At 75.6% G+C, this 20,542-nt stretch carries 20 protein-coding genes and 1 pseudogene; 17 read left to right on the top strand and 4 right to left on the bottom strand.

Going from position 1 to position 20,542, the window contains the following annotated elements; translation table 11 throughout:
- The first annotated feature begins 173 nt into the window (after positions 1–173).
- The 11 genes from SNOUR_RS34110 (at position 174) to SNOUR_RS34060 (ending at position 10,881) form a co-directional block, all read left to right on the top strand.
- Positions 174–1,223, top strand: a complete 1,050-nt coding sequence (locus tag SNOUR_RS34110) for a 2,5-dihydroxypyridine 5,6-dioxygenase NicX family protein (RefSeq protein WP_067354804.1) — start codon at positions 174–176, stop codon at positions 1,221–1,223.
- A 53-nt stretch (positions 1,224–1,276) separates the two neighbouring features.
- Positions 1,277–2,545: an FAD-dependent monooxygenase gene (locus tag SNOUR_RS34105; RefSeq protein ID WP_067354802.1), complete on the top strand. Its 1,269-nt coding sequence runs from the start codon at positions 1,277–1,279 to the stop codon at positions 2,543–2,545.
- 72 nt (positions 2,546–2,617) lie between these two features.
- Positions 2,618–3,493: an FAD binding domain-containing protein gene (locus SNOUR_RS34100; protein WP_067354800.1), complete on the top strand. Its 876-nt coding sequence runs from the start codon at positions 2,618–2,620 to the stop codon at positions 3,491–3,493.
- A complete protein-coding gene (locus tag SNOUR_RS34095) occupies positions 3,490–5,883 on the top strand; it encodes a xanthine dehydrogenase family protein molybdopterin-binding subunit (protein ID WP_067354798.1) in 2,394 nt (797 codons plus the stop codon). Before SNOUR_RS34100 ends, SNOUR_RS34095 begins: the two co-directional genes overlap by 4 nt.
- Positions 5,880–6,455 (top strand): (2Fe-2S)-binding protein, encoded by a 576-nt coding sequence (locus tag SNOUR_RS34090; RefSeq protein ID WP_079143042.1) that lies wholly within the window; start codon positions 5,880–5,882, stop codon positions 6,453–6,455. Before SNOUR_RS34095 ends, SNOUR_RS34090 begins: the two co-directional genes overlap by 4 nt.
- Positions 6,455–7,156 carry an SRPBCC family protein gene (locus SNOUR_RS34085; protein WP_067354790.1) on the top strand — a complete coding sequence of 234 codons (702 nt, stop codon included), beginning with the start codon at positions 6,455–6,457 and terminating at the stop codon, positions 7,154–7,156. Before SNOUR_RS34090 ends, SNOUR_RS34085 begins: the two co-directional genes overlap by 1 nt.
- Positions 7,153–7,803 carry an isochorismatase family protein gene (locus SNOUR_RS34080; protein WP_067354787.1) on the top strand — a complete coding sequence of 217 codons (651 nt, stop codon included), beginning with the start codon at positions 7,153–7,155 and terminating at the stop codon, positions 7,801–7,803. Before SNOUR_RS34085 ends, SNOUR_RS34080 begins: the two co-directional genes overlap by 4 nt.
- Before the next feature lie 85 nt (positions 7,804–7,888).
- Complete coding sequence (locus SNOUR_RS34075; protein ID WP_079143041.1) at positions 7,889–8,884, top strand: alpha/beta fold hydrolase; 996 nt, start codon at positions 7,889–7,891, stop codon at positions 8,882–8,884.
- Between the two features lie 54 nt (positions 8,885–8,938).
- Positions 8,939–9,451, top strand: a complete 513-nt coding sequence (locus SNOUR_RS34070) for a MarR family winged helix-turn-helix transcriptional regulator (protein ID WP_067354785.1) — start codon at positions 8,939–8,941, stop codon at positions 9,449–9,451.
- Positions 9,452–9,817: 366 nt separating this feature from the next.
- Positions 9,818–9,997 (top strand): hypothetical protein, encoded by a 180-nt coding sequence (locus SNOUR_RS34065; RefSeq protein WP_067354784.1) that lies wholly within the window; start codon positions 9,818–9,820, stop codon positions 9,995–9,997.
- Positions 9,998–10,065: 68 nt separating this feature from the next.
- On the top strand, positions 10,066–10,881 hold the full coding sequence (locus SNOUR_RS34060) for a PE-PGRS family protein (protein WP_079143040.1): 816 nt from the start codon (positions 10,066–10,068) through the stop codon (positions 10,879–10,881).
- A gap of 240 nt (positions 10,882–11,121) precedes the next feature.
- Here the strand turns inward: SNOUR_RS34060 and SNOUR_RS34055 are convergent, their stop codons facing one another.
- Complete coding sequence (locus tag SNOUR_RS34055) at positions 11,122–11,367, bottom strand: zf-HC2 domain-containing protein (protein WP_067354778.1); 246 nt, start codon at positions 11,365–11,367, stop codon at positions 11,122–11,124.
- A 48-nt stretch (positions 11,368–11,415) separates the two neighbouring features.
- Here SNOUR_RS34055 and SNOUR_RS34050 point away from each other — a divergent pair, with 48 nt between their 5' ends.
- On the top strand, positions 11,416–12,108 hold the full coding sequence (locus SNOUR_RS34050) for a sigma-70 family RNA polymerase sigma factor (RefSeq protein WP_067354775.1): 693 nt from the start codon (positions 11,416–11,418) through the stop codon (positions 12,106–12,108).
- Between the two features lie 87 nt (positions 12,109–12,195).
- On the opposite strand, the gene SNOUR_RS34045 is transcribed toward SNOUR_RS34050, so the two are convergent.
- The 3 genes from SNOUR_RS34045 to SNOUR_RS34035 all read right to left on the bottom strand — a co-directional run bounded on the left by SNOUR_RS34045 (position 12,196) and on the right by SNOUR_RS34035 (position 15,355).
- Positions 12,196–12,666, bottom strand: a complete 471-nt coding sequence (locus SNOUR_RS34045; protein WP_067354772.1) for a copper chaperone PCu(A)C — start codon at positions 12,664–12,666, stop codon at positions 12,196–12,198.
- A complete protein-coding gene (locus SNOUR_RS34040; protein WP_067359007.1) occupies positions 12,663–14,987 on the bottom strand; it encodes a heavy metal translocating P-type ATPase in 2,325 nt (774 codons plus the stop codon). Before SNOUR_RS34040 ends, SNOUR_RS34045 begins: the two co-directional genes overlap by 4 nt.
- Before the next feature lie 92 nt (positions 14,988–15,079).
- Complete coding sequence (locus SNOUR_RS34035) at positions 15,080–15,355, bottom strand: hypothetical protein (RefSeq protein WP_067354770.1); 276 nt, start codon at positions 15,353–15,355, stop codon at positions 15,080–15,082.
- A gap of 339 nt (positions 15,356–15,694) precedes the next feature.
- On the opposite strand from SNOUR_RS34035, the pseudogene SNOUR_RS48600 reads away from it, so the two are divergent.
- The 5 genes and pseudogenes from SNOUR_RS48600 to SNOUR_RS34015 form a co-directional block, all read left to right on the top strand.
- Positions 15,695–16,153: pseudogene (locus SNOUR_RS48600) on the top strand (MFS transporter); the annotation flags it as partial.
- A 215-nt stretch (positions 16,154–16,368) separates the two neighbouring features.
- Positions 16,369–16,974 (top strand): MFS transporter, encoded by a 606-nt coding sequence (locus SNOUR_RS48595; protein WP_312634391.1) that lies wholly within the window; start codon positions 16,369–16,371, stop codon positions 16,972–16,974.
- 33 nt (positions 16,975–17,007) lie between these two features.
- Positions 17,008–17,973, top strand: coding sequence for an asparagine synthase-related protein (locus SNOUR_RS34025; protein ID WP_067354767.1), 966 nt, complete (start codon positions 17,008–17,010; stop codon positions 17,971–17,973).
- 91 nt (positions 17,974–18,064) lie between these two features.
- The gene (locus tag SNOUR_RS34020) at positions 18,065–19,447 is read left to right on the top strand and encodes a cytochrome P450 family protein (protein WP_067354765.1); all 1,383 of its coding nucleotides are present in this window, start codon (positions 18,065–18,067) and stop codon (positions 19,445–19,447) included.
- The gene (locus SNOUR_RS34015; protein WP_079143038.1) at positions 19,441–20,454 is read left to right on the top strand and encodes an L-tyrosine/L-tryptophan isonitrile synthase family protein; all 1,014 of its coding nucleotides are present in this window, start codon (positions 19,441–19,443) and stop codon (positions 20,452–20,454) included. The genes SNOUR_RS34020 and SNOUR_RS34015 overlap by 7 nt, the downstream gene beginning before the upstream one ends.
- Positions 20,455–20,542: the final 88 nt, after the last annotated feature.

Raw genomic sequence — 20,542 nt, 5'->3', positions numbered from 1 at the left:
CCCCTTGCCAAGGCGAGATAGTACGTGTTCGGATTATCTTCGTCAGGATGCCAGCAGCATGGCATCACCGCAGATCAGAGCATGTCCACAGGACCACGGCGACGGGCCGGCAGCGTCCCGTCGCGCGCACCGACGACCACCCAGCCCCCGAACGCGTCTTCTGGAGGGTCCCCGTGTTCGACCTCTCGTCCGTCGATCTGCTCGACGTCTTCACCCGCCAGCTGCGGCTGTGCAAACTGCGCGCCGACGAACACGTCGTGGTGCTGGCCGAGCCGGACAGTCGCGGCGACTACGTCGCGGCGGCGTTCGGCGCGGCCAAGGCGTGCGGCGCGCATGTCATCGCCGCGACCGTCCCCGGTGGCACGCCCGCGCCGATGCCCAGCACGCACACCGGCGCCGGCCCCGGGCTGACCTCCGTCCTCAACGACACCACCGCCCAGGACCTGCTCAAATCGGCGGACCTGGTGGTCGATCTCACCCGCGAGGGCTTCATCCACGCCCCGGTCCAACAGGAGATCCTCCGGACCGGCACCCGCATCCTCTTCGTCTGCGACGCCCCCGAGGTGCTGATCCGCAACCTCCCCAAGGAGGAGGACAAGGCCGAGGTGCTGCGCGGCGTCGAGCTGCTCCGGCGGTCGTCGCGGATGCGGGTGCGCTCCGCCGCCGGCACCGACCTGACCGTCCAACTCAGCGGCTCCAAGCCGGAGTTCCAGTGCGGCTTCGCCGACGATCCGGGCCGGTGGGACCACTGGCCGAGCACCATGGTGCTGTGCTGGCCGGAGTTCTCCGACGGGCAGATCGTGCTGGCCCCGGGCGACATCCTGCTGCCGTTCAAGGAGTACGTCCGGGAGCCGGTGACACTGCGGATCGCCGGCGGCCACATCGAGAAGGTCAGCGGCGGCGCCGACGCCGACCTGCTCGCCACGTTCTTCGAGGACTCCCGGGACACCTGGGCGCGCAGCCTGTCGCACCTGGGCTGGGGGCTGATGCGGACCGCCGACTGGTTCGCCACCGCCATGTACGGCAAGGACGAGCTGATGGGCATGGACGCCCGGGCCTTCGCCGGCAACTTCCTGTGGTCGACGGGCCCGCACCCCGTACTGGGCCGCGAGTCCTACGCCCACCTCGACATCGCCATGCGCGGCTGCTCGGTGACGGTCGACGGGACGGAGGTGGTGGTGGACGGCCGGCTCGTCGACGACGCCCGGCCCGCCGACGGCTGACCGGCCGCCGCGTCCCGTCCCCTCGTGTCCGTGCGGAACGTCCTGGAGGAAGCATGGTGCCCAGTCAGTCCTACGAAGTCACCATCACCGGCGGCGGTCTCGGCGGCCTGACCGCGGCGCTGGCGCTGCGCCAGCGCGGGCTGCGGGTCACCGTCCTGGAGCAGGCGCCGCTGCTCGGCGAGGTCGGCGCCGGCATCCAGACCGCGCCCAACGCCAGCCGGATCCTGCTCGGGCTGGGGCTGCGCCGGCAGTTGGAGGCGATCCACACCGAACCGCTCGACCAGGTGCGGCGGCGCTGGCAGGACGGCCGGGTGGTGGCGCTCACGCCGCTCGGCCAGGCGTGCAAGGACCGGTTCGACGCCCCGTACTGGCACTACCACCGCGCCGATCTGCACCAGGTGCTCATGGCGGCCTGTCTCGATCCGACCGGTCCGGGCCCGGTCGTGACGATCCACACCGCGAGCCGGGTGGTCGAGCTGGACCGCGCCCGGCCCGAGCGGCCGGTGGCGGTCACCGACGACGGGCGGCGGTTCGCCGGCGACGTGCTGATCGGCGCGGACGGCGTCCGCTCGCGGGTGCGGGAGCTGATCGGGGCGCCGGACACCCTGCTGTTCTCCGGGGAGATGGCCTACCGGGCCCTGATCCCGGGCGAGCTGATCGCCGCCGACCCGGCCACCCGCTGGCTGGTGGACCGCTTCCAGAGCACCATCTGGTACGGGCCGGAACGGCACCTCGTCCACTACCTGATCCGCGGCGGCGCGTATCTGAACGTGGTGGCCTGTGTGCCGTGCACCGACGAGGTCGCCGAGAAGTGGACGGTGCCCGCCACCCCGCAGGACCTGGTGGACGCCTTCCCCGGCTGGGACGACCGGGTGCCGGCGATGCTGTCCAAGGCCAAGGAGGACGTCGGCTGCTTCGCCCTGTACCACCGGCGGCGGGACCCGGTCTGGACGGACGGGCACGTGGCGCTGCTCGGCGACGCCTGCCACGCCATGCTCCCCTACCAGGCGCAGGGCGCCTCGCAGGCCATGGAGGACGCCGCGGTGCTGGCCGAGGAGCTGGGGGCGGTCACCGCCTCCGGGGTGCCGCAGGCGCTGCGCCGGTACGTCGACCGGCGCGCCAAGCACGCCGGGATGGTGCAGGAGGCGTCCTTGCAGAACAAGACCTTCTACCACTTCCCCGACGGCCCCGAGCAGCGGGCCCGGGACGCGCAACTGCGCCGCTTCGACGGCGAGTCGGACCTCTCCTACGACTGGCTGTGGCGCGGGACCCCGCTCAACGACCCCGACCAGGTGGCGTTCTCCTATCCGTTCGCCCGCTGAGGCCCCACCGCACCGGACGCGCCCGGCCCGGGCCCCGCCGGGAACCGGCCCGACGACACGAACAGGAAGCCCATGAAACCCGCCCCCTTCCGCTACCACCGGGCCCGCGACGTCCACGGCACCACCCAGTTGCTGGCCGAACTGGGCGAGGACGCCAAGGTCATCGCCGGCGGGCAGAGCCTGGTCGCGATGATGAACTTCCGACTGGCCCGGCCGAGTCACCTCGTCGACATCGGCGCCCTGCGCGCACTCGACCACCTCGGCGCCGGGCCCGACGGCGCCCTGCACATCGGCGCACTGACGACCCATCACACCGTGGAGACCGCCCCCGACGAGGTGTTGGGCACCGGGTTCGCGGTGCTGCGCCGGGCCATGGGCTGGATCGGCCATCTGCCGATCCGGACCCGCGGCACGGTCGGCGGCAGCGTCGCGCACGCCGACGCGACCGCCGAGTGGTGCCTGCTCGCGGTCGCCCTCGGCGCCCGGCTGCGCGTCGCCGGCCCCGGCGGGCAACGCCGGGTCCCGGCCGAGGAGTTCTTCGTCGGCCCGTACACCAGCGTTCTGGAGCCCGACGAGCTGCTCACCGAGATCGTCTTCCCGCGGCCCGCACCGCACGCCGCGCTCACCGAATTCGCCGAGCGCAAGGGGGACTTCGCGCTCGTGTCGGCGGTCGTGGACCTCGACATCGACGGAGGGCGGGTGCGCGGCGGCCGGGTGGGGCTCGGCGGGGTGGCGCCGGTGCCGGTCCGGGTGCCGGCGGCGGAGGCGGTGCTGGCCGGCGGCGGATCATTCGCCGAGTGCGCGGCGGTGGCGGCCGCGGCCGTCGATCCACCGGACGACGCGGGCGGCAGCACGGCCTACCGGCGGCAGCTCGTCCGGGCCCTGGTCGAGCGGGCCTGCGCGGAGGCGGCGGAAGCGACGGAGCGGCGGGAGGCGGGGCGGCGATGACCCGGGGCGAGAACGGTGCGCGGCAGGGCGAGGGGCGGCTGATCGGGCGGTCCGTGCCGCGGCGGGAGGACCCCCGGCTGCTGACCGGGCGCGGGCGGTTCGTCGACGACATCGCGCTGCCGGGCATGCTGCACGCGCAGTTCGTCCGCAGCACGGTCGCGCACGGCGAGATCACCGCGATCGATCTGAGCGCGGTGCGCGCGGTGCCGGGGGTGGTCGCCGCGTTCACCGCGGAGGACCTGAAGGCGGGCGACATCATCGCCCGACTCGACCGTCCGCCACAGGAGTTCGTCACCACGGCGATGCCGGTACTGGCCCGCGACCGGGTGCGGTACGTCGGCGAGCCGGTCGCGATCGTGGTCGCCCGCGACGCCTATGCCGCCGAGGACGGGATCGAGGCCGCCCGGGTCCGCTACGCCGTCCGCCCCCCGGTGACGAGCGAGGCGGCGGCGCTGGCCGACGGCGCTCCGCTGGTCCACGCCGAGGCCGCCCGCAACACCCTGGTGGACGTGGAGCTGTTCGCCACCGACGGCATCGACGAAGTCTTCGCCGCCGCCGACCGCGTGGTCCGGGTGGAGGCCCGCACCGGCCGGCAGAACGCCCTGCCGCTGGAGACCCGGGGCGCGGTGGCGCACTGGGACGACCGGGAGGAGCAGCTGGTCCTCCACACCTGCACCCAGGTCCCGCACCAGGTGCGGACGGTGGCGTCCCGGTGCCTGCGACTGGCCGAGCGGGCGGTGCGGGTGGTGGTGCCCGACATGGGCGGCGGCTTCGGGTTGAAGTGCGTGGTGGGGCGGGAGGAGATCGCCGCGGCGGCGGCCGCGCTCCGGCTGCGGCGCCCGGTGAAGTGGATCGAGGACCGCAAGGACGCGCTGTCGGCGTCGTTCCTCGCCCGCGAGCAGCACTACGACGTGCGGGCCGCCTTCGACGCGAACGGCCGGATCCTGGCGCTGGACGCGGACGTGGTGTGCGACATGGGCGCCTACTCCTGCTATCCGTTCACCGCGGGCATCGAACCGCTGATGGCCGCCGCGGAGATGCCGGGGGTCTACACCGTGCCCGCCTATCGGGTGCGCGGCCGGGCGGTCGCCACCAACAAGGCGCCCTCCGCCCCGTACCGCGGGGTCAGCCGCCCGCAGTACGTGATGGTCATGGAGCGGCTGTTCGAGCGCGCCGCCCGGGAACTGGACCTCGACCCGGTGGAGATCCGCCGCCGCAACCTCATCACCTCCTTCCCCTACACCGGCGTCAACGGCATCACCTACGACCCCGGCTCCTACCGGGAGTCGCTGGACCTGTGCGAGCGGACGCTGCGCGCGGAGGGCTGGTACGACAGGCAGCGCACGGCCCGTGCCGAGGGCCGCCACGTGGGGATCGGATACGCCTGCTTCAGCGAGCGGACCGGCTACGGCTCCGCCGCCTTCGCGCAGCGGAAGATGGCGGTCGTCCCCGGCTTCGACCTCTCCGAGGCGCGGATGGATCCCAGCGGGGCGGTGACCGTCACCACCGGGACGATGAGCCATGGGCAGAGCCACGAGACGACCCTGGCGCAGATCGTCGCGGACGAACTCGGCCTGGACCTCGACAAGGTGCGGCTGCACCAGGGGGACACCGATCGGGTCCCCTACGGCTGGGGCACCTTCGCCAGCCGTTCGGTCGCGATCGGCGGCAGCGCCGTACGGCTGGCCGCCGGGCGGCTCGGCGACAAGCTGCGCGCGCTCGCCGCGGCCCGCTGGGACGTTCCCGTGGACCGGACCGCCCTCGGCCGCGGCGAGGTGTTCCGCCGGGACGATCCCGACACCGCGATCGGCTACGTCGAACTGGCCGAACTCGCCTATCTACGAGCCGATCTGCTGCCCAAGGACATCGAGCCGGGGCTCACCGCCACGGCGTCGTTCGACGTCTTCAACGACGGCACGTTCTCCAACGCCACACACGGCACCGTCGTCGAACTCGCCCCCGACACCGGCCGGGTGGAGATCCTGCGCTACGTCTGCGTCGAGGACTGCGGGGTGGCCATCAACCCGCAGGTGGTGGAGGGCCAGTGCCGGGGCGGGATCGCCCAGGGCATCGCCGGGGCGCTGTTCGAGCGGGTGACCTACGACGCCCAGGGCGAGCCGTCGGCGACCAGCTTCATGGACTACAAGGTGCCCACCGCGCACGAGATCCCCGACGTGGCGATCCACCATCTCCAGACGCCGTGCGCGTTCACCGAGACCGGCGCGAAGGGCGCGGGCGAGGGCGGCACGATCGGCGCCCCCGCGGCCGTGCTCAACGCCGTCAACGACGCCCTGCGCCCCACCGGCGTGGAACTGGACGACACCCCGATCACCCCCGAGACGGTGCACCGCGCGCTGCACCGCCGGCACTACCAGGAGAGCACCCGATGACCACGCACTCCCGGCCGACCGACGCCCCCGCCGCCGACGCCCCCGCCCCGGAGGCGCCGGAGCTCCAGCTGATGGTCCTCGACGTGAACGGGGAGCGGCACGAGGTGATCACCGAGCCGCGCCGCACGCTGGTGGACGTGCTCCGCCACGAACTGCGGCTGACCGGCACCCACGTCGGCTGCGAGCACGGCATCTGCGGCGCCTGCACGGTCCTGGTCGACGACCGGCCGGTGCGGGCCTGCCTGATGTTCGCCGCGCAGGCGGAGGGGGCCCGGATCCGCACCGTCGAATCGCTGTCGGCGGGGTCCTGCGGCCGGCCCGACGAACTCGGCGATCTGCAGCGCGCGTTCCGGGAGCGGCACGCCCTGCAGTGCGGCTTCTGCACGCCCGGGTTCCTGATGCTCGCCGAGGGTTTCCTCGCCGAGCGGCCGGACGCCGACCGGGAGCAGATCCGCGAGGCGGTCGCCGCCAACCTGTGCCGGTGCACCGGCTACCAGCCCATCGTGGAGGCGATCGAACAGTGCGCCGCGGCCCGGCGGGCGGCCCGGCCCGACGCCCGGAAGGAGAAGTGATGCAGCTCAGCAACACGGTGCCGGTGAACGCCGCGCCGGATGCGGTGTTCGCCCTGGTCAACGACGTGCAGCGGGTGGCGTCCTGCATGCCGGGCGCGGTGCTGGACGGCCGGGACGGCGATGCCTGGCAGGGGCGGGTGCGGGTCAAGGTCGGGCCGATCACGGCCGCGTACGCCGGCACGGTGCGGTTCCTGGAGACCGACGCCGACCGCCGGCGGCTGCGGGTGCAGGCCCGCGGCGCGGACGCCCACGGCAACGGCGACGCGGAGGCGGAGGTGACGCTGACCGTCACCGAGGCACCGGAGGGAGCGCGGCTGGAGCTGGTGACGGATCTGGTGATCCGGGGCAAGCTGGCCCAGTTCGGCAAGGGCGCGATCGGCACCGTCTCGACGCGGATCCTGGAGCAGTTCGCCCGGAACCTGGGCGGGTTGCTGGCGGCCGAACGGGGCGGCACCGCGACGACGACGCCGGTGACGACAGCGGCGCCGGCCGGTCCGGTGCCGGCACCTGCGCCAACCACCGCTGCCGGAGCGGATCTTGACGGGCTCTCGGTCGTCTTCGGACCCGCCCTCAGGCCCGTGCTGGCCAAGTACGGCCCGTTGGCCGTCGCGTTCGCGGTCGGGGTGGGCGAGGGCTGGTTGCTGGGGCGGCTCGCGGGGATGCGGCGGGAGCTGCGGACACTGCACCGGGGGCGGGCATGAGCCACTACGGGACGGCCACCGACCGGACCTACGAACGGGCCGGCTTCGGCGCCCCGGTGCGTCGCGGTCGGCGGCCGGCGCTCATCGTCGTCGATCTGACCCGGGGGTTCACCGAGGACCGGTTCCCGACCGGTGCCGATCTGACCGAGGTCGTCGCGGCAACCGCCCGGCTGATCGAGGCGGGCCGGCCCGCCGGCGTCCCGGTCCTGTTCACCGCGATCGCCTACACCTCCGCCGAGGTGGCCGGTGACCACATCACCTGGCTGCGCAAGGCGCCGGGCCTGGGCACCCTGTTGGAGGGCGGCGAGGCGGTCGCCCTCGATCCGCGACTGCCGCGGCGGGAGAGCGATCCGCTGGTGGTCAAGAAGGGCGCCTCGGCGTTCTTCGGCACCCCGTTGGCCGCCACCCTGACCGGGCTGGGCTGCGACACCGCGGTGGTGTGCGGCGCGACCACCAGCGGCTGCGTACGGGCCACCGCGGTCGACGCGGTGCAGTCCGGGTTCCCGGTGCTGGTGCCGCGGGAGTGCGTCGGGGACCGGGCGGCGGGCCCGCACGACGCCGCCCTCTTCGACATCCAGGCCAAGTACGGCGATGTCATCGCGCTGGAGGACGCGATCGGCTATCTGGGCGGGCCGGCGGGCGACTGAGCGGCCACGACCGCCGCATCCGCCGTGCCCGTCGCCCGCCGCGCCTCCCGCCCCTCCCCCTTGCGCCATCAGGAAGGTGACCGTCATGCCTCAGTACCGGCAGCACGAGGACTACCAGCAGTACGGGAAGTACGGAGAACACGGGGAGTACGGGGCACGCGAGCAGGCCCCGGAGTCCCGGCGGCCCGCCGCGTCCGGCCGGTCCGTTCTCCAGTCCGCGCTGGCGGACCTGGCCGACGTGCCGGCCACCAGCCGATGGGTGCGCTCGGGGGCCACCCGGCTGCACGTCCTGGACTACGGCGGGGACGGGCCCGCCCTGGTGGTCCTGCCGGGCATCACCAGCCCGGCCGTCACCATGGACTTCGTGGTGCGGGAACTCACCGATCTGGTACGGCCGTTGGTGCTCGACGTGCGCGGGCGCGGGCTGTCGGACGGGAGCGCCGACGGCCCGTCGGACGACGGCGACGGCGACGGCGACGGCGACGGGCGCGGCTACCGGCTGGAGGTCTACGCCGAGGACACCGAGGCGGTGATCGAGGGGCTCGGGCTGGCCCGGCCGCTGCTGTTCGGGCACTCCATGGGCGCGCGGATCGCGGCGGTGGTCGCGGCCCGCGGCAGGGTCGCGATCGGCGGCAGCGTGCTGGCCGATCCCCCGATGAGCGGGCCGGGCCGCGGCCCGTACCCCACCACGCTGGCGGCGTTCCTGGGGCAGTTGGCGGAGGCCGAGCGGGGCACGGACGCCGAGGAGGTCGCCCGGTCGTGGCCGCGGTGGCCGCGTCGGGAACAGGAGTTGCGGGCACGGTGGTTGTCCAGCTGCGACCGGCGGGCGATCGCCGCCACCCACCGCGGTTTCGAGACCGAGGACTTCTTCGCCTGGTGGCCCGCGGTCACCGGCCGCACGGCGCTGCTGTACGGCGCGCAGAGCCCGGTGGTCACCGCGGCCGGGGCGCAGGAGGCGCGGGCGTCGCTGCCGTCGGCCGCGGTGACCGCGGTCCCGGACGCCGGCCACATGCTCTTCTGGGACAACCCGCCGGCCGCACGGGCCGCACTGCGTGCGGCGCTGCGCCCCATGGTGGGGTGAGCGGGACGGGCCGCCCGCGGGAACCGTCCCCGCGCACCGTGATTGAGTTGCCCCATGGCTGACGAGACCACATCCTCCGCTCCCGGATCCCCCGAGGCTCCCCGCACCGCCGAAGCCGGTGTGGCGATCCCGCACGCCCTGACGGCGGCGCCCGGCTATCAGGTGCGCCGGCTCTACCAGGCGTATCTGGCCGTGTGGGTGCGCGCGGTCGATCCGACGCTGACCGGGCCGCAGTTCGCGGTGCTGACCGCGGTGGACGCGACGCCTGGACGGGATCAGCGGTCGATGGCGTCGGCGGTGGCGCTGGACACCTCCACGATGGCGGACGTGGCCCGGCGGCTGGAGGGCCGGGGGCTGATAGTCCGCCGCACCGACACCGCCGACGGCCGCCGCAAGCTGCTGTTCCTGACCGAGGAGGGCGAGCGGACGCTGCACGCGGCGCGCGAGCGGACCCGGCAGCTGGACGAGCGGCTGTTGGCGCCCTACGGCGCGGGGCAGCGCGCCGATGTGATGCATCTGCTGACGTCGCTGGCCGACCGCTGGGAGGGCCTGGCCGCGGATTCCTGACCGGCACCCGGCGCTCCGTGCGGCGGGGCGCCGGGCCCGACATCGGTCCGGCGCCCCCGACAGCCCGGCGCCGGCGCCCGCCCCGTGACATCGCGCAGTCCTACGTCTTCGCCGACTACGCCGAGGCCGGTCGGCTCTACCGCGCGCACCGGCCCGCTTCAGCCGCACCCCCGCGTACGCCGCCTTCCTGAAGGGAGACGTGGGGATGCTGCTGGCCCACCCGATGCTCCTCGATGCGGCCGACCGGGCCCGCGTCCCGTACGCGCACGCCGCCTTCCCCATGAAGGACGGGGGCGCGGCGCCGCCGGCTCCGAGCGCCTGCGGGCGCAGCGGTCCGGACGCGCCCTGCGGGAGTTCATCGACCAGATGCCCGACGCCGAGTTCCAGCCCGTCGGGAGGAGCACCCGGCCGAAGGTCCGGGACGCCCTGCGGCGGCGGATCGGTGCCGCGGTCGAGCCCGGCGGCGACCCGCGGGCCCTGCTCAAGTCGCTCCAGCGGACGGCGGGGGAGGCCGAGGCGGCGCGGTCGGCGAACGACGCCGGGTAGCGGCGCCGGCGCCCCGAAGTGCGCCACTTGCGGACCTCCCGGCTCCCTTCCGGGGGCGAGGTGCGACGATGGGGCCTGTCATGGATGCGGGGCACGTTCTCAGGGGGCTGCGCGCCGCGGTGTTCGCGGCGGTCTGCGTGCTCCTGGCTGCGCTCGGGCACGCGGTGATGTCGGATGCCGCGGTGCCCGGCTGGATGCTGCTCGCGGCCGGTCTGACGACCGCGGCCGGGGCCTGGTGCTTCGCCGCACGCGAACGCGGCCCCGTACTGGTGGGATTGCTGACCGTCGGTACCCAGGCCGCCCTGCACAGCGCGTTCTCCCTGGGGCAGGCGATGGCCGGCGCCGGCACGGACCGGGCCGCCCTCGCCCGCGCGTGGGCGAACACCTGGCTCTGCGGCGCCCAGGGGCTGTCGCTCCAGGAGATCGACGCGGCGCGGGCGCAGACCCCGATGGGGCAGCCGGACGCGACCGGGTCGATGGGCTCCATGGGTTCGATGGGTTCGATGGGTTCGATGGACCCCTCGGCCGGCATGGGCGGCACGGGCCTGTCGCACGGCGCGATGTCCCATCTGGGCACGGCACATACCGATATGTCCGCCATGGGCATGCACGGCAGCGCCGGCGGCATGCTCGCGGCGCACCTGTTGGTCGCCCTGCTCAGCGCGTGGTGGCTGTGGGGCGGCGAGCGGGCGGCGTTCCGGCTCGTACGGAGCGTGTCCGCCTGGCTGTTCGCGCCCCTGCTGCTGGTGCTGCGGGCGGTGCTGCCGGTGTCCCGTCCGGTCCCGCGCCCCGCCCGGCAGGAGCCGCGGTGCGCGGTGCGGCAGCTGCTGCTGGCGCATGCGATGTCCTTGCGGGGTCCCCCGCGTGAGCCGGCTGTCGGCTGACAGCACGGTCGAATTCCCGAGCCGGAACGACGGACGGGCACCGCGGGCCACTGCCCCGTGCCCGGTGTTCCGGCTGCGACTTCACCGGTCGTCCGCGCCGTGGCGCGGTGGCCGGATCACGCGAAGGACTCCGAAGGACTCCCGATGATGAATCCTGTCCGGATGCCGGTGGCGCCGCCGCCCGCGTCCGATTCCCGCCAGAGGGAGGGCCGCGGCGGACGCCCGGCGCTCCCCGGCAGTTCAGCCCGCCCGTCGCCCCGTCCGGAGGCCGGCGAGCAGCGCCTCGACGGCGGCCGGGGCCGCCTCGTCCTCGTGCGCGGTGGCGTCGCCGAGGGCCGTGGTCAGCGCTCGCGCCCTGGCCTCCCACCGGCGGCAGTCGCGGCAGCCCGCGAGGTGGTCGTCGAGATGGTGGACGGTCAGCCCCGGGGGCAGCGCCTCGCCGTCGAGGCGGGCGGAAAGTGCCGTACGAATGCGCGAGCAGAGCATGCGCCCAGTCTCCCCGAATTGGTCCGGACCGGCGAGGGGTGGTTGTGAATGCGTGACGACGAGAGGGTCACGGCCTGGGCGCTGGCCGCCCGGGACGGCGACGAACGGGCCGTCGAGCAGTTCGTACGGGCCACCCAACTCGATGTGCGGCGGTATGTGACGCACCTCAGCGGGGAGGCCCAGGCGGCCGACGACCTGGTGCAGGACACCTATGTGCGGGCGCTGCGGGGGCTGCCGCGGTTCGAGGGCCGGTCGTCGGCGCGGACCTGGCTGCTGACGATCGCCCGGCGGGTGGTGGCGGACCGGATCCGCACCCACGCGGTGCGCCCCCGGCTGTCGGCGACCGACGACTGGCAGTCCGCCGCCGAGCGGGTCCAGCCGCGCGGGGTGCCGGGCTTCGAGGAGGGCATCGCGCTCGCCGAGTTGCTGGCGGCCCTGACGCCGCAGCGGCGGGAGGCGTTCGTGCTCACGCAGCTGCTGGGGCTGTCGTACGCGGCGGCGGCCGGGGTGATGGGCTGTCCGGTGGGGACGGTGCGCTCGCGGGTGGCCCGGGCCCGGGAGGCGCTGATCGCCCTGCTGGCGGAGGCGGAAACCGGGGCCGAGGCGGAAGCCGGGGCCGTGGTGCCTGCCGACGGGGTGGGCCGGCAGCGGGCGGCGGACCCCGCCCCGCGCGGCGCACCGCACCACAGACCGGGGCCGGCTGAGCTGCGACCGCGCCGGCTCACCGCCGCGGTGGCCTGACCGGCCGGGCGCGGCGGGCCGCTGGGGCTCATGGGCAGGCGGTGGCCGGCCCGTGAGCCCCGGTGGCGGGACGCCACGCCCCCGTCCCTACTGGCCGGGGCGTACCGCCCGGGCGGTGACGACCAGCGGCGGACTGTCCCGGAAGTGCAGGGTGAAGGTGAGGCGGTCGCCGGGGGCCAGCCGGGGCGGCGGGCTGATCATGATGTCGAGGGTGGTCGGCGTCATGGTGAGCGCGCCGCGGGCGGGGACGGTGGCGCCCTGGACCATGGCCATGGACCGGGCGTTGCGGCCGACTTCGACGTCCCGGCTGAGCATGGTGCGGTGACCGGGCGGTCCGGTGACGCCGGTCAGCACGTCGTTCGCGGTGCCGGCGTTGCGGATCGTGAAGAACGCCGCGGTGGCGTCGTTCCCGCCGGGGATCAGCACCCGGCCCTCGGCGGCGGTCAGCCGGGCGGGCGTGCCGGCGTTGCCGGTGACGGTCCAGGCGGTGAGGGCGCCGAGGGTCGCCAGGCAGGTGACCAACGGCACGGCACCGGCGGCGAGGCGTGAGCGGTTCATACGGATTCCCGAGTGCCCCGGGACCGGGGCGGGTTGGCGCCGGAGCGCGGTGCGTGCGGACGGCGGCGGGAGGTGCGGCCGGCGCCCGGTGGTTGCCAGGCGCGGAGCCGCAGGCTGTTGCCGACGACCAGGAGGGAGCTGGCGGACATGGCCGCCGCGGCCAGCATCGGGTTGAGCAGCCCGACGGCGGCCAGCGGCACGGTGACGAGGTTGTAGCCGAAGGCCCAGAGGAGGTTGCCGCGGATGGTTCCCAGGGTGCGGCGGGCGAGGCGGACGGCGTCGGCGATGGCCTGGAGGTCCTCGCGGACGAGCGTGACGTCGGCGGCGCCGATCGCCGCGTCGGTGCCGCTGCCCATGGCGACGCCGAGGTCGGCGCGGGCCAGGGCCGCCGCGTCGTTGACCCCGTCGCCGACCACCGCGACCCGGCCGCCCTGCTCCCGCAACGTCGCGACCAGCGCGGCCTTGTCCTGCGGGCTGGCCTGGGCGTGCACCTCGGTGATGGCGAGCTGCCGGGCCACCGCACGGGCGGTGGCCGCGCGGTCCCCGGTGGCCAGCACCGGCCGCAGGCCCAGCCGGCGCAGGTGGTCGACGGCGCGGTAGCCGTCGGGGCGCAGGGTGTCGCCGAGGGCGAGGACCGCCGCCGGGGCGCCGTCGACGGTGACCAGGACCGCGGTGTGCCCGGCGGCCTCGGCGGCGCGGACCGCGTCCGCCAGTGCGGCGGGCAGTTCGTCGGGGTCGTCGGGCGGGCGGACCACGGTGACCGTGCGTCCGTCGATCACCCCCCGGACGCCCAGGCCCGGTGTCGCGGTGAAGTCGACCACCGCGGCGGCCGGTTCGAGCGGCGCATCGCTCCCGTGCTCGCGGGCGTAGGTGAGGACGGCGCGGGCCACGGGGTGCTCGGAGCCCTGCTCCACGGTGGCGGCGAGCCGCAGCACCTCGTCCGGGTCGGGGCCGTCCGGGCGGGCCGTGAAGGCGGTGACGGCCATCCGGCCGGTGGTGAGGGTCCCGGTCTTGTCGAGGACGACGGTGTCGATGCGGCGCAGGCGTTCCAGTGCCCGCGGGCCGCTGACCAGGATCCCGAGCTGGGCGCCGCGGCCGGTGGCGGCCAGCAGCGCGGTCGGGGTCGCCAGGCCCAGCGCGCACGGGCAGGCGACGACGAGCACGGCGACCGCCGCGGTGACCGCGGCCTGCGGGTCGGCCCCGGCGCCGAGCCAGAATCCCAGGACGGTGACCGCGATGGTCAGGACGGCGGGGACGAAGACCGCCGCCACCGCGTCCGCGAGCCGCTGGGCCCGGGTCTTGCCGGTCTGGGCGTCCTCCACGAGCCGGGTGATCCGGGCGAGTTGGGTGTCGCCGCCCACCGCGTCGGCGCGTATCTCCAGCAGTCCGCCGGAGTTGACCGCGCCGCCGACCGCCTCGGAGCCCGGTCCGACCTCGACCGGATGGCTCTCGCCGCTGATCAGGGAGAGGTCCAGGGCCGAGCTGCCCGAGACGACGGTGCCGTCGGTGGCCACCCGTTCGCCGGGCCGGACCAGGAACCGGTCGCCGACCTGCAACAGGCCGATCGGCAGGCGGCGTTCGGCGCCGTCCGCGCCGCGCACCGACACCTCCTTGGCGGCGAGCTCCGCCAGGGAGCGCAGGGCGGCGCCGGTGCCGCGCCGGGCCCGGGCCTCCATCCGCCGCCCGGCCAGCACGAACAACGGCACGCCGACGGCGGCTTCCAGGTAGAGGTGGGCGGTGCCGTCACCGGCCGCGGGGAGCAGGCTGAACGGCATCGTCATGCCGGGCGTGCCGGCCCCGCCGAGGAACAGCGCATAGCCGGACCAGCCGAACGACGCGACGACGCCGAGGGACACCAGGGTGTCCATGGTCGCGGCGCCGTGCCGGAGGCCGCGCGCCGCACGGGCGTGGAAGGGGGCCGCGCCCCACACGGCGACCGGGGCGGCGAGCACGAAGCAGAGCCACTGCCAGTTGCGGAACTGCCAGCCGGGCACCATCGACAGGGCCAGTACGGGCAGGGAGAGCAGCGCGGTCAGCAGCAGCCGGCGGCGTTCGGCGCGGGCGTCGACGGGGTCGCCGTCGGGACCGTCGGCGGGGTCGCCGGCAGGGCCGTTCCCGGTGGTGGACCGGCCGGGCTCGTCCGGGTCCGGTGCGAAGGCGGTGAACCCGGCGGCCTCGACGGTGGCGATCAGGTCGTCGACGGAGAGGGACGCCGGGTGGCTGATCCGGGCCCGCTCGGTGGCGAGGTTGACCGACGCGGTGACGCCGTCCAGCCGGCCGAGCTTCCGTTCCACCCGGCCCACGCACGCGGCGCAGCTCATCCCGCCGATGGCGAGCGTGGTGAGGCGGTCGGCGCCCGGCGCGGGGGTCGCGGCGGCGTCCGACGCGGCGCGCGCCCCGTGGCCGTGCCGGGTCATCGCCGTGCTCCCAGCGCGGTCATGCCCGCCATGCCGGGCATCCCACCGGAGTCGCCGGCCGGCTCGGTGGTCCCGGGGCGGTCGTCGGGCCGGAGGCCGGGGGCCACCGGCCCGACGGCGCCGCCCACCGCGTAGGCGAGGACGAACAGCAGCGCCAGCAGCGCGAGGAAGCCGAGGACCGAGCGGGCCGGCAGCAGCCGGAGCGGGAGGACGGAAACCGGCGGCCGGAGGCGCCGGCCGCGGTCTGGTGCGGAGGTCGCGGGGGTGGTCATCGCGTCATCGTGGCAGGTGGGCGCGGGGGCGAACGGACGATCAGGGGCCGTTCGGCACGTGAGGTTCGTCCCGTCCGCGCGCCGGAACCTGACGCCCTCGCGGACCGACTAACTGGGTTTGCGCCGCCGCCCACTTCGGCGCACCGCCACCCGGGCCCGGGAATTTTTCGCGCTTCGTCGGGAACTGGGGCCGCCCTTCGCCCGACCTCTCAGACGCCGCCGTGCCGGACCGGTGCGGCGGGACGAGGAGAGGACGGGCCGGTGCCACGGGACCGGGCAGAAGCACATCAGGAGCGGTGGGGGCTGGTCGCCGTCGCCGGGATCTGCGCATTCCTGGCCATGTTCGACATGAGCGTGGTGACGGTGGCGGTGCCCGACATCGCCGCCGGCTTCGACGTCCCGGTCTCCGTCGCGCAATGGGCGGCGCTGGCCTATCAACTGCCGGTGGTGGCCCTGCTGTTGCCGGCCGGGCGGTGGCTCGACCGGGCCCCGCTGCGCCCGGTGGTGCTCGGCGCGCTGGCCGGCTTCGGGCTGTGCGGCGCGGCGGCGGCGAGCGCGCCGGTCGTCTCGGTGCTGTTGGTCGCGCGGCTGCTCCAAGGGGCGTGCGGCGCGGTGCTGTTCGTGTTCATGCCGCTGCTGGCGGTCCGCGCGGTGCGCCCGGAACTGCGCGGGCGGGCGATGAGCGTACCGGCCACGCTCGGGCCGCTCGGCGCCGTCACCGGCCCGGCGCTGGGCGGGGTGCTGCTGGACCACTGGGGCTGGCGGGCCGTGCTGCTGGTGAAGCTGCCGGTGTGCGCGGCGGCCTGGTGGCTGGCCCGGCGCGGGCTCGCCCCGGGTGGGCGGCCGGCGGCGCCGGGCCGGGCGGAGTGCCGGGACGCCGCCCTGGCCGGCTGCGCCGTCGGGCTCCTGCTGCTCGGGCTGACGCTGCCGGACCGGGGGTGGGTCGGTCCGGGCTGTGCGCGAGCGCACTGGTGCCGGGCGCGGTGTGGGCGCGGGGTGCGGGCGGGCGGCGCGTGCGCGACGTGCTGCGGGAGTCCGGCACCGGCGGGATCCACGGCGCCGTGCTCGCCCTGGCGGCGGCCTTCGCGGCGGTGCACTTCCTGCTGGCGGTGCACCTCCAGCGCGCGGAGGGCGTCTCGGCCTCGGCCACCGGACTGGCGCTGCTCGCCTTTCCCGCCGCGATGGCGGTGGCGGGCCCGGTGGGCGGGCGTCTCGCCGACCGCTACCGGGCCCGACCGGTGGCGGTGGTCGGCGCGGTGCTGGTCGCCGTGGGCTTCGGCCTGCTCGCCACGGCGGGTTCCTGGCCACCGCTCCAGGTCGGCTGGCGCCTGGCGGTGGCGGGGCTCGGCATGGGGCTGTACGGCGGGCCCGCCCAGCTGATGGTGTTCGACGCTGCGGGGCCGGAGCGGACGGCCACCGCCGGCTCGACCGTGCAACTCGCCCGGAGCGCCGGCTTCACGCTGGGCCCGGCCGCCGCCACCGCCCTGGCGGGCCTGGGCGGCACCCGCACCGGGCCGGCGCTGGCCACCGCGGCGGCGCTGCTGGCGGCGCTGCTGCTGACCCGCCGGCCGGCGCGGCGCACACCGGCACCGCCCCCGGCCCAGGGCCTGTCCTCGTAGGCCCCTCCCCCATCTCCCCAGAAGGGCACCCCCATGTGTGGCATCACCGGCTGGATCTCGTTCGGCGAGGCCCCCGGGCACCGGCCCGACGTCATCGAGCGGATGACCGCCGCCCTGGCCCCGCGCGGGCCCGACGGCGCGGGCGTCTGGCGCGGCCCGCACGCCGCGATCGGGCACCGGCGGCTCGCGGTGCTCGACGTCGACGGCGGCGCACAGCCGATGACAGCCGGCGCCGGCGACGCGCCACCGGCGGCCGGGCGTCCCGCCGCCCCCGACGCGATCGTCCTCAGCTACAGCGGCGAGGTCTACAACCACCACCAGCTCCGGGTCGAACTCCGCGCCCTTGGGCGGGAGTTCGCCACCCGCAGCGACACCGAGGTGGTGCTGCGGGGATACCAGGAGTGGGGCGCCGGGCTGGCCGGGCACCTGGAGGGCATGTACGCGTTCGCGGTGTGGGACGCGCGGGCGCGGCGCCTGCTGCTGGTGCGGGACCGGATGGGCGTCAAACCGCTGTACTACGCCCGGACGCCGGACGGCGGACTGGTCTTCGGCTCGGAGCCCAAGGCACTGTTCGCGCACCCCGACCGCGCCCCGCGGGTGGACGCGCAGGGCCTTGAGGTGCGGGTGCCGTACTGCGACCACCGGCTGGTCGAGTACGCGTTCAACACGCCCTGGGAGCTGCAGACGCACGACGGCCGGGAGAAGAGCCTGCTGCGTGCCGTGGGCGCCGGGCTCGCCCCGCCGTCCGTGCTGTGGCGAGCCGAGAACCACTATCCGGCCACCCATCACCCTGACTACAACCGCGGGTTGCAGAAGCTGGCCCGCGAGGCGCTGGACGCGGCCGGCGGGCGGGTGCGCGACCTGGTCGACGAGCGGGTCGTCGGGTCCTGCCTGACGACCGAACCGGAGCGGCTGGAGTGGGGCCACCGGTTGCGGTTGGAGCGGGTGGTGGACCTCGCGCTGTGGCTCGACCACTACCGACCGGAGATCGCCGTGTGAGCCGGACACCGCCGTGCGACGGCGCCCGCACGAAGGGGCCACGGCCCCGCCCCCCTGCTTCCCGCCCCACCCCCCTCGCCGAGGAGACCCCATGCACCGCCCCACCCCCTCGTCCGACACCGCCGATCCGATAACCGCAGCCGCCATGGAGCCCGTCGAGCTGTACGGCGCCGACTACAAGCGCGACCCCGCTCCCCTCTATGCCGAGCTGCGGGCCCGCGGGCCCGTCCACCGCGTCCGCTTCCCCAGCGGAGTGTGCGCCTGGCTCGTCACCGGGTACGACGCGGCGCAGCAGGCGCTGACCGATCCCCGCCTGGGCAAACACCACTCGCGCGGCAACGCGGCCTGGCGGGCGCGCGCCTCGATCATGCCCGAGCCGCAGCACTCCCAGCTCCAGGTGCACCTGCTGCACCAGGACCCGCCCCGGCACACCGCGATGCGGCGGATGGTCACCGATGCCTTCGCCCCGCAGCGGGTCGAGGCGCTGCGCCCGCGCTTCCAGGAGATGGCCGACGCGCTGCTGGACCGGTTCGCCGACGCCGGCCGGGCAGACCTCGTGGCGGACTTCGCGGCGCACTTCCCGTTCCGGGTGCTGGCCGAAGTGATCGGCCTGCCGGAGGAGTTCGCGGACCGCTTCGACCGCGACTGGGGGAAGGTGGTGCAGCCGGTCGGTCCCGCGGATCCGGGCCGGCCGGCCTACGAGGCGCGACTGCGCGGCCTCCAGCAGTACATCGCCGATCTGGTCGTCCACAAACGGCACGCGCCGGGCGGGGACCTGCTGTCCCGGCTGGTGGCCGCCCGGGACGCGGGCGGGCTGACGCCGGAGGAACTGGACTCGATGCTCTTCCAGTTGCTGGTCGCGGGGCAGGAGCCGGTCACCAACCAGATCACCACCGCGCTGGTCACTCTGCTGCGCCACCCCGACCATCTCGCCGCGCTCGCGGCCCGCCCCGGGCTGCTGCCGCGTGCCGTCGAGGAACTGCTCCGCCACGACGCCGCCTTCGAGCTGACGACCTGGCGGTTCTTCGCCGAGGACAGCGAGTTGCACGGGAGCCGGATCCCGGCCGGCGACTCGGTGATCGTCTCGCTGTGGGCGGCCAACCGCGACCCCCGGCGCTTCGCCGACGCCGACACCCTCGACTTCGACCGCTCGCCCAACCCGCACCTCGCCTTCGGCCAGGGCATCCACTTCTGTCCGGGGGCGGCGCTCGCCCGCGCCGAGCTGCAGATCGCGCTGGGCACGCTGGTGCGCCGGCTACCCGACCTCCGCCTGGCCGTGCCCGAGGACGAACTCCCCTGGGTCCCCGCGGTGTTGGGCCGCGGGGTGAACAGCCTTCCGGTGACGTACGGAACGGGGTCCGCGGCCCCGGGGCGGTACGCCGCCGGCTGCCCGATGGCCGCGGCCCGCGCCGGCCAGCCGTCGAACGCCGCAGCCGCCACGGACGCCGCAGACGCATCGGGTGCGGCATGCTGACCCCGCCCACCGCCACCGCCCCCCGCACCGATCCCCACGTCCCCGCCACCGCCCCCGCCTCCGCACCGGCCCCGCTCACCCGCTCCCGCTGCGAGGAGATCCTCCGCGTCCTCCTCCCCCACCGGCGCACCCTGGACGCGGCCCACGGGGACGCCCCGGACGCCTTCCCCCACCAGCTGCGGCAGCTGTCCCACTGGGTCGCGGCGGGCCGGCCGGTGCTGTTCACCCTGCCGGGGTTCCCCTGCAAGTCCCCCCATCCCGCGAAGGTGCTGGGCCCCCTCCCGGACGAGGGCGAGCGGCTCGCGCTGCGCTTCCTGGACCGGTTGTGCGCCCGCATCGCGGCGGTGTACCCGCCCGGTGCGCGGGTGGCGATCTGCTCGGACGGTCACGTCTTCAGCGACCTCATCCGGGTACCGGACGCCACCGTCGACGCCTACGGGGACGGCCTGCGGGCGCTGATCCACGAGGAGGGGCTCGCGGACCGGCTGAGCGTCTTCGACCTCCGAGCGGCCTACGGCGACCTGCCGTACGCCGAGAAGCGGGCCAGGATCGAGGCGGAGCACGCGCCGGCGCTGGCGGCGCTGCGGGCCGAGACCCGGGCCGACGAGTCGGCCCGTCGGCTGTACCAGGGGATCACCCGTTTCCTCTTCGAGGACACCGACCTCCAGGCGTACCCCGGCACCCGTTCGGCGCTCCAGCGCGAGTGCCGGGCCCGGGCCTACGACGTGATCCGGCGGAGTCGGGCCTGGGGCGAGCTGATCGATGGGTACCACCCGGGGGCGGTGCGGCTGTCCATCCATCCGCAGCCGCGGGGGTCGGCGAAGTCCGGCATCCGGCTGCTGGACGCCCCGGACGTGTGGTTGACGCCCTGGCACGGGTGCGTACTGGAACACCCCGACGGGCGGCGGGAGTTGCTGCACCGGGCGGACGCCGAGCGGCGGGGGCGCCTGGTCGTGCGGCGGGGACGGCCGAGCCACTTCGCGGCGGCCGGGGCCCCGGCGGAATGAGCGCGGGGGCCGGGCCCGCACCGGTGGGGTCCCCGAGGGGCCGTGCGGGTGCGGGCCCGGCCGGCGGCCCCGCGGGTCTCTCCCGCCG

Origin of the sequence: Streptomyces noursei ATCC 11455 (genome assembly GCF_001704275.1) — a bacterium.
Classification (GTDB): domain Bacteria; phylum Actinomycetota; class Actinomycetes; order Streptomycetales; family Streptomycetaceae; genus Streptomyces; species Streptomyces noursei.
The sequence above is the reverse complement of the archived record's forward strand: the minus strand, read 5'-3'. Positions and strand labels throughout refer to the sequence as shown.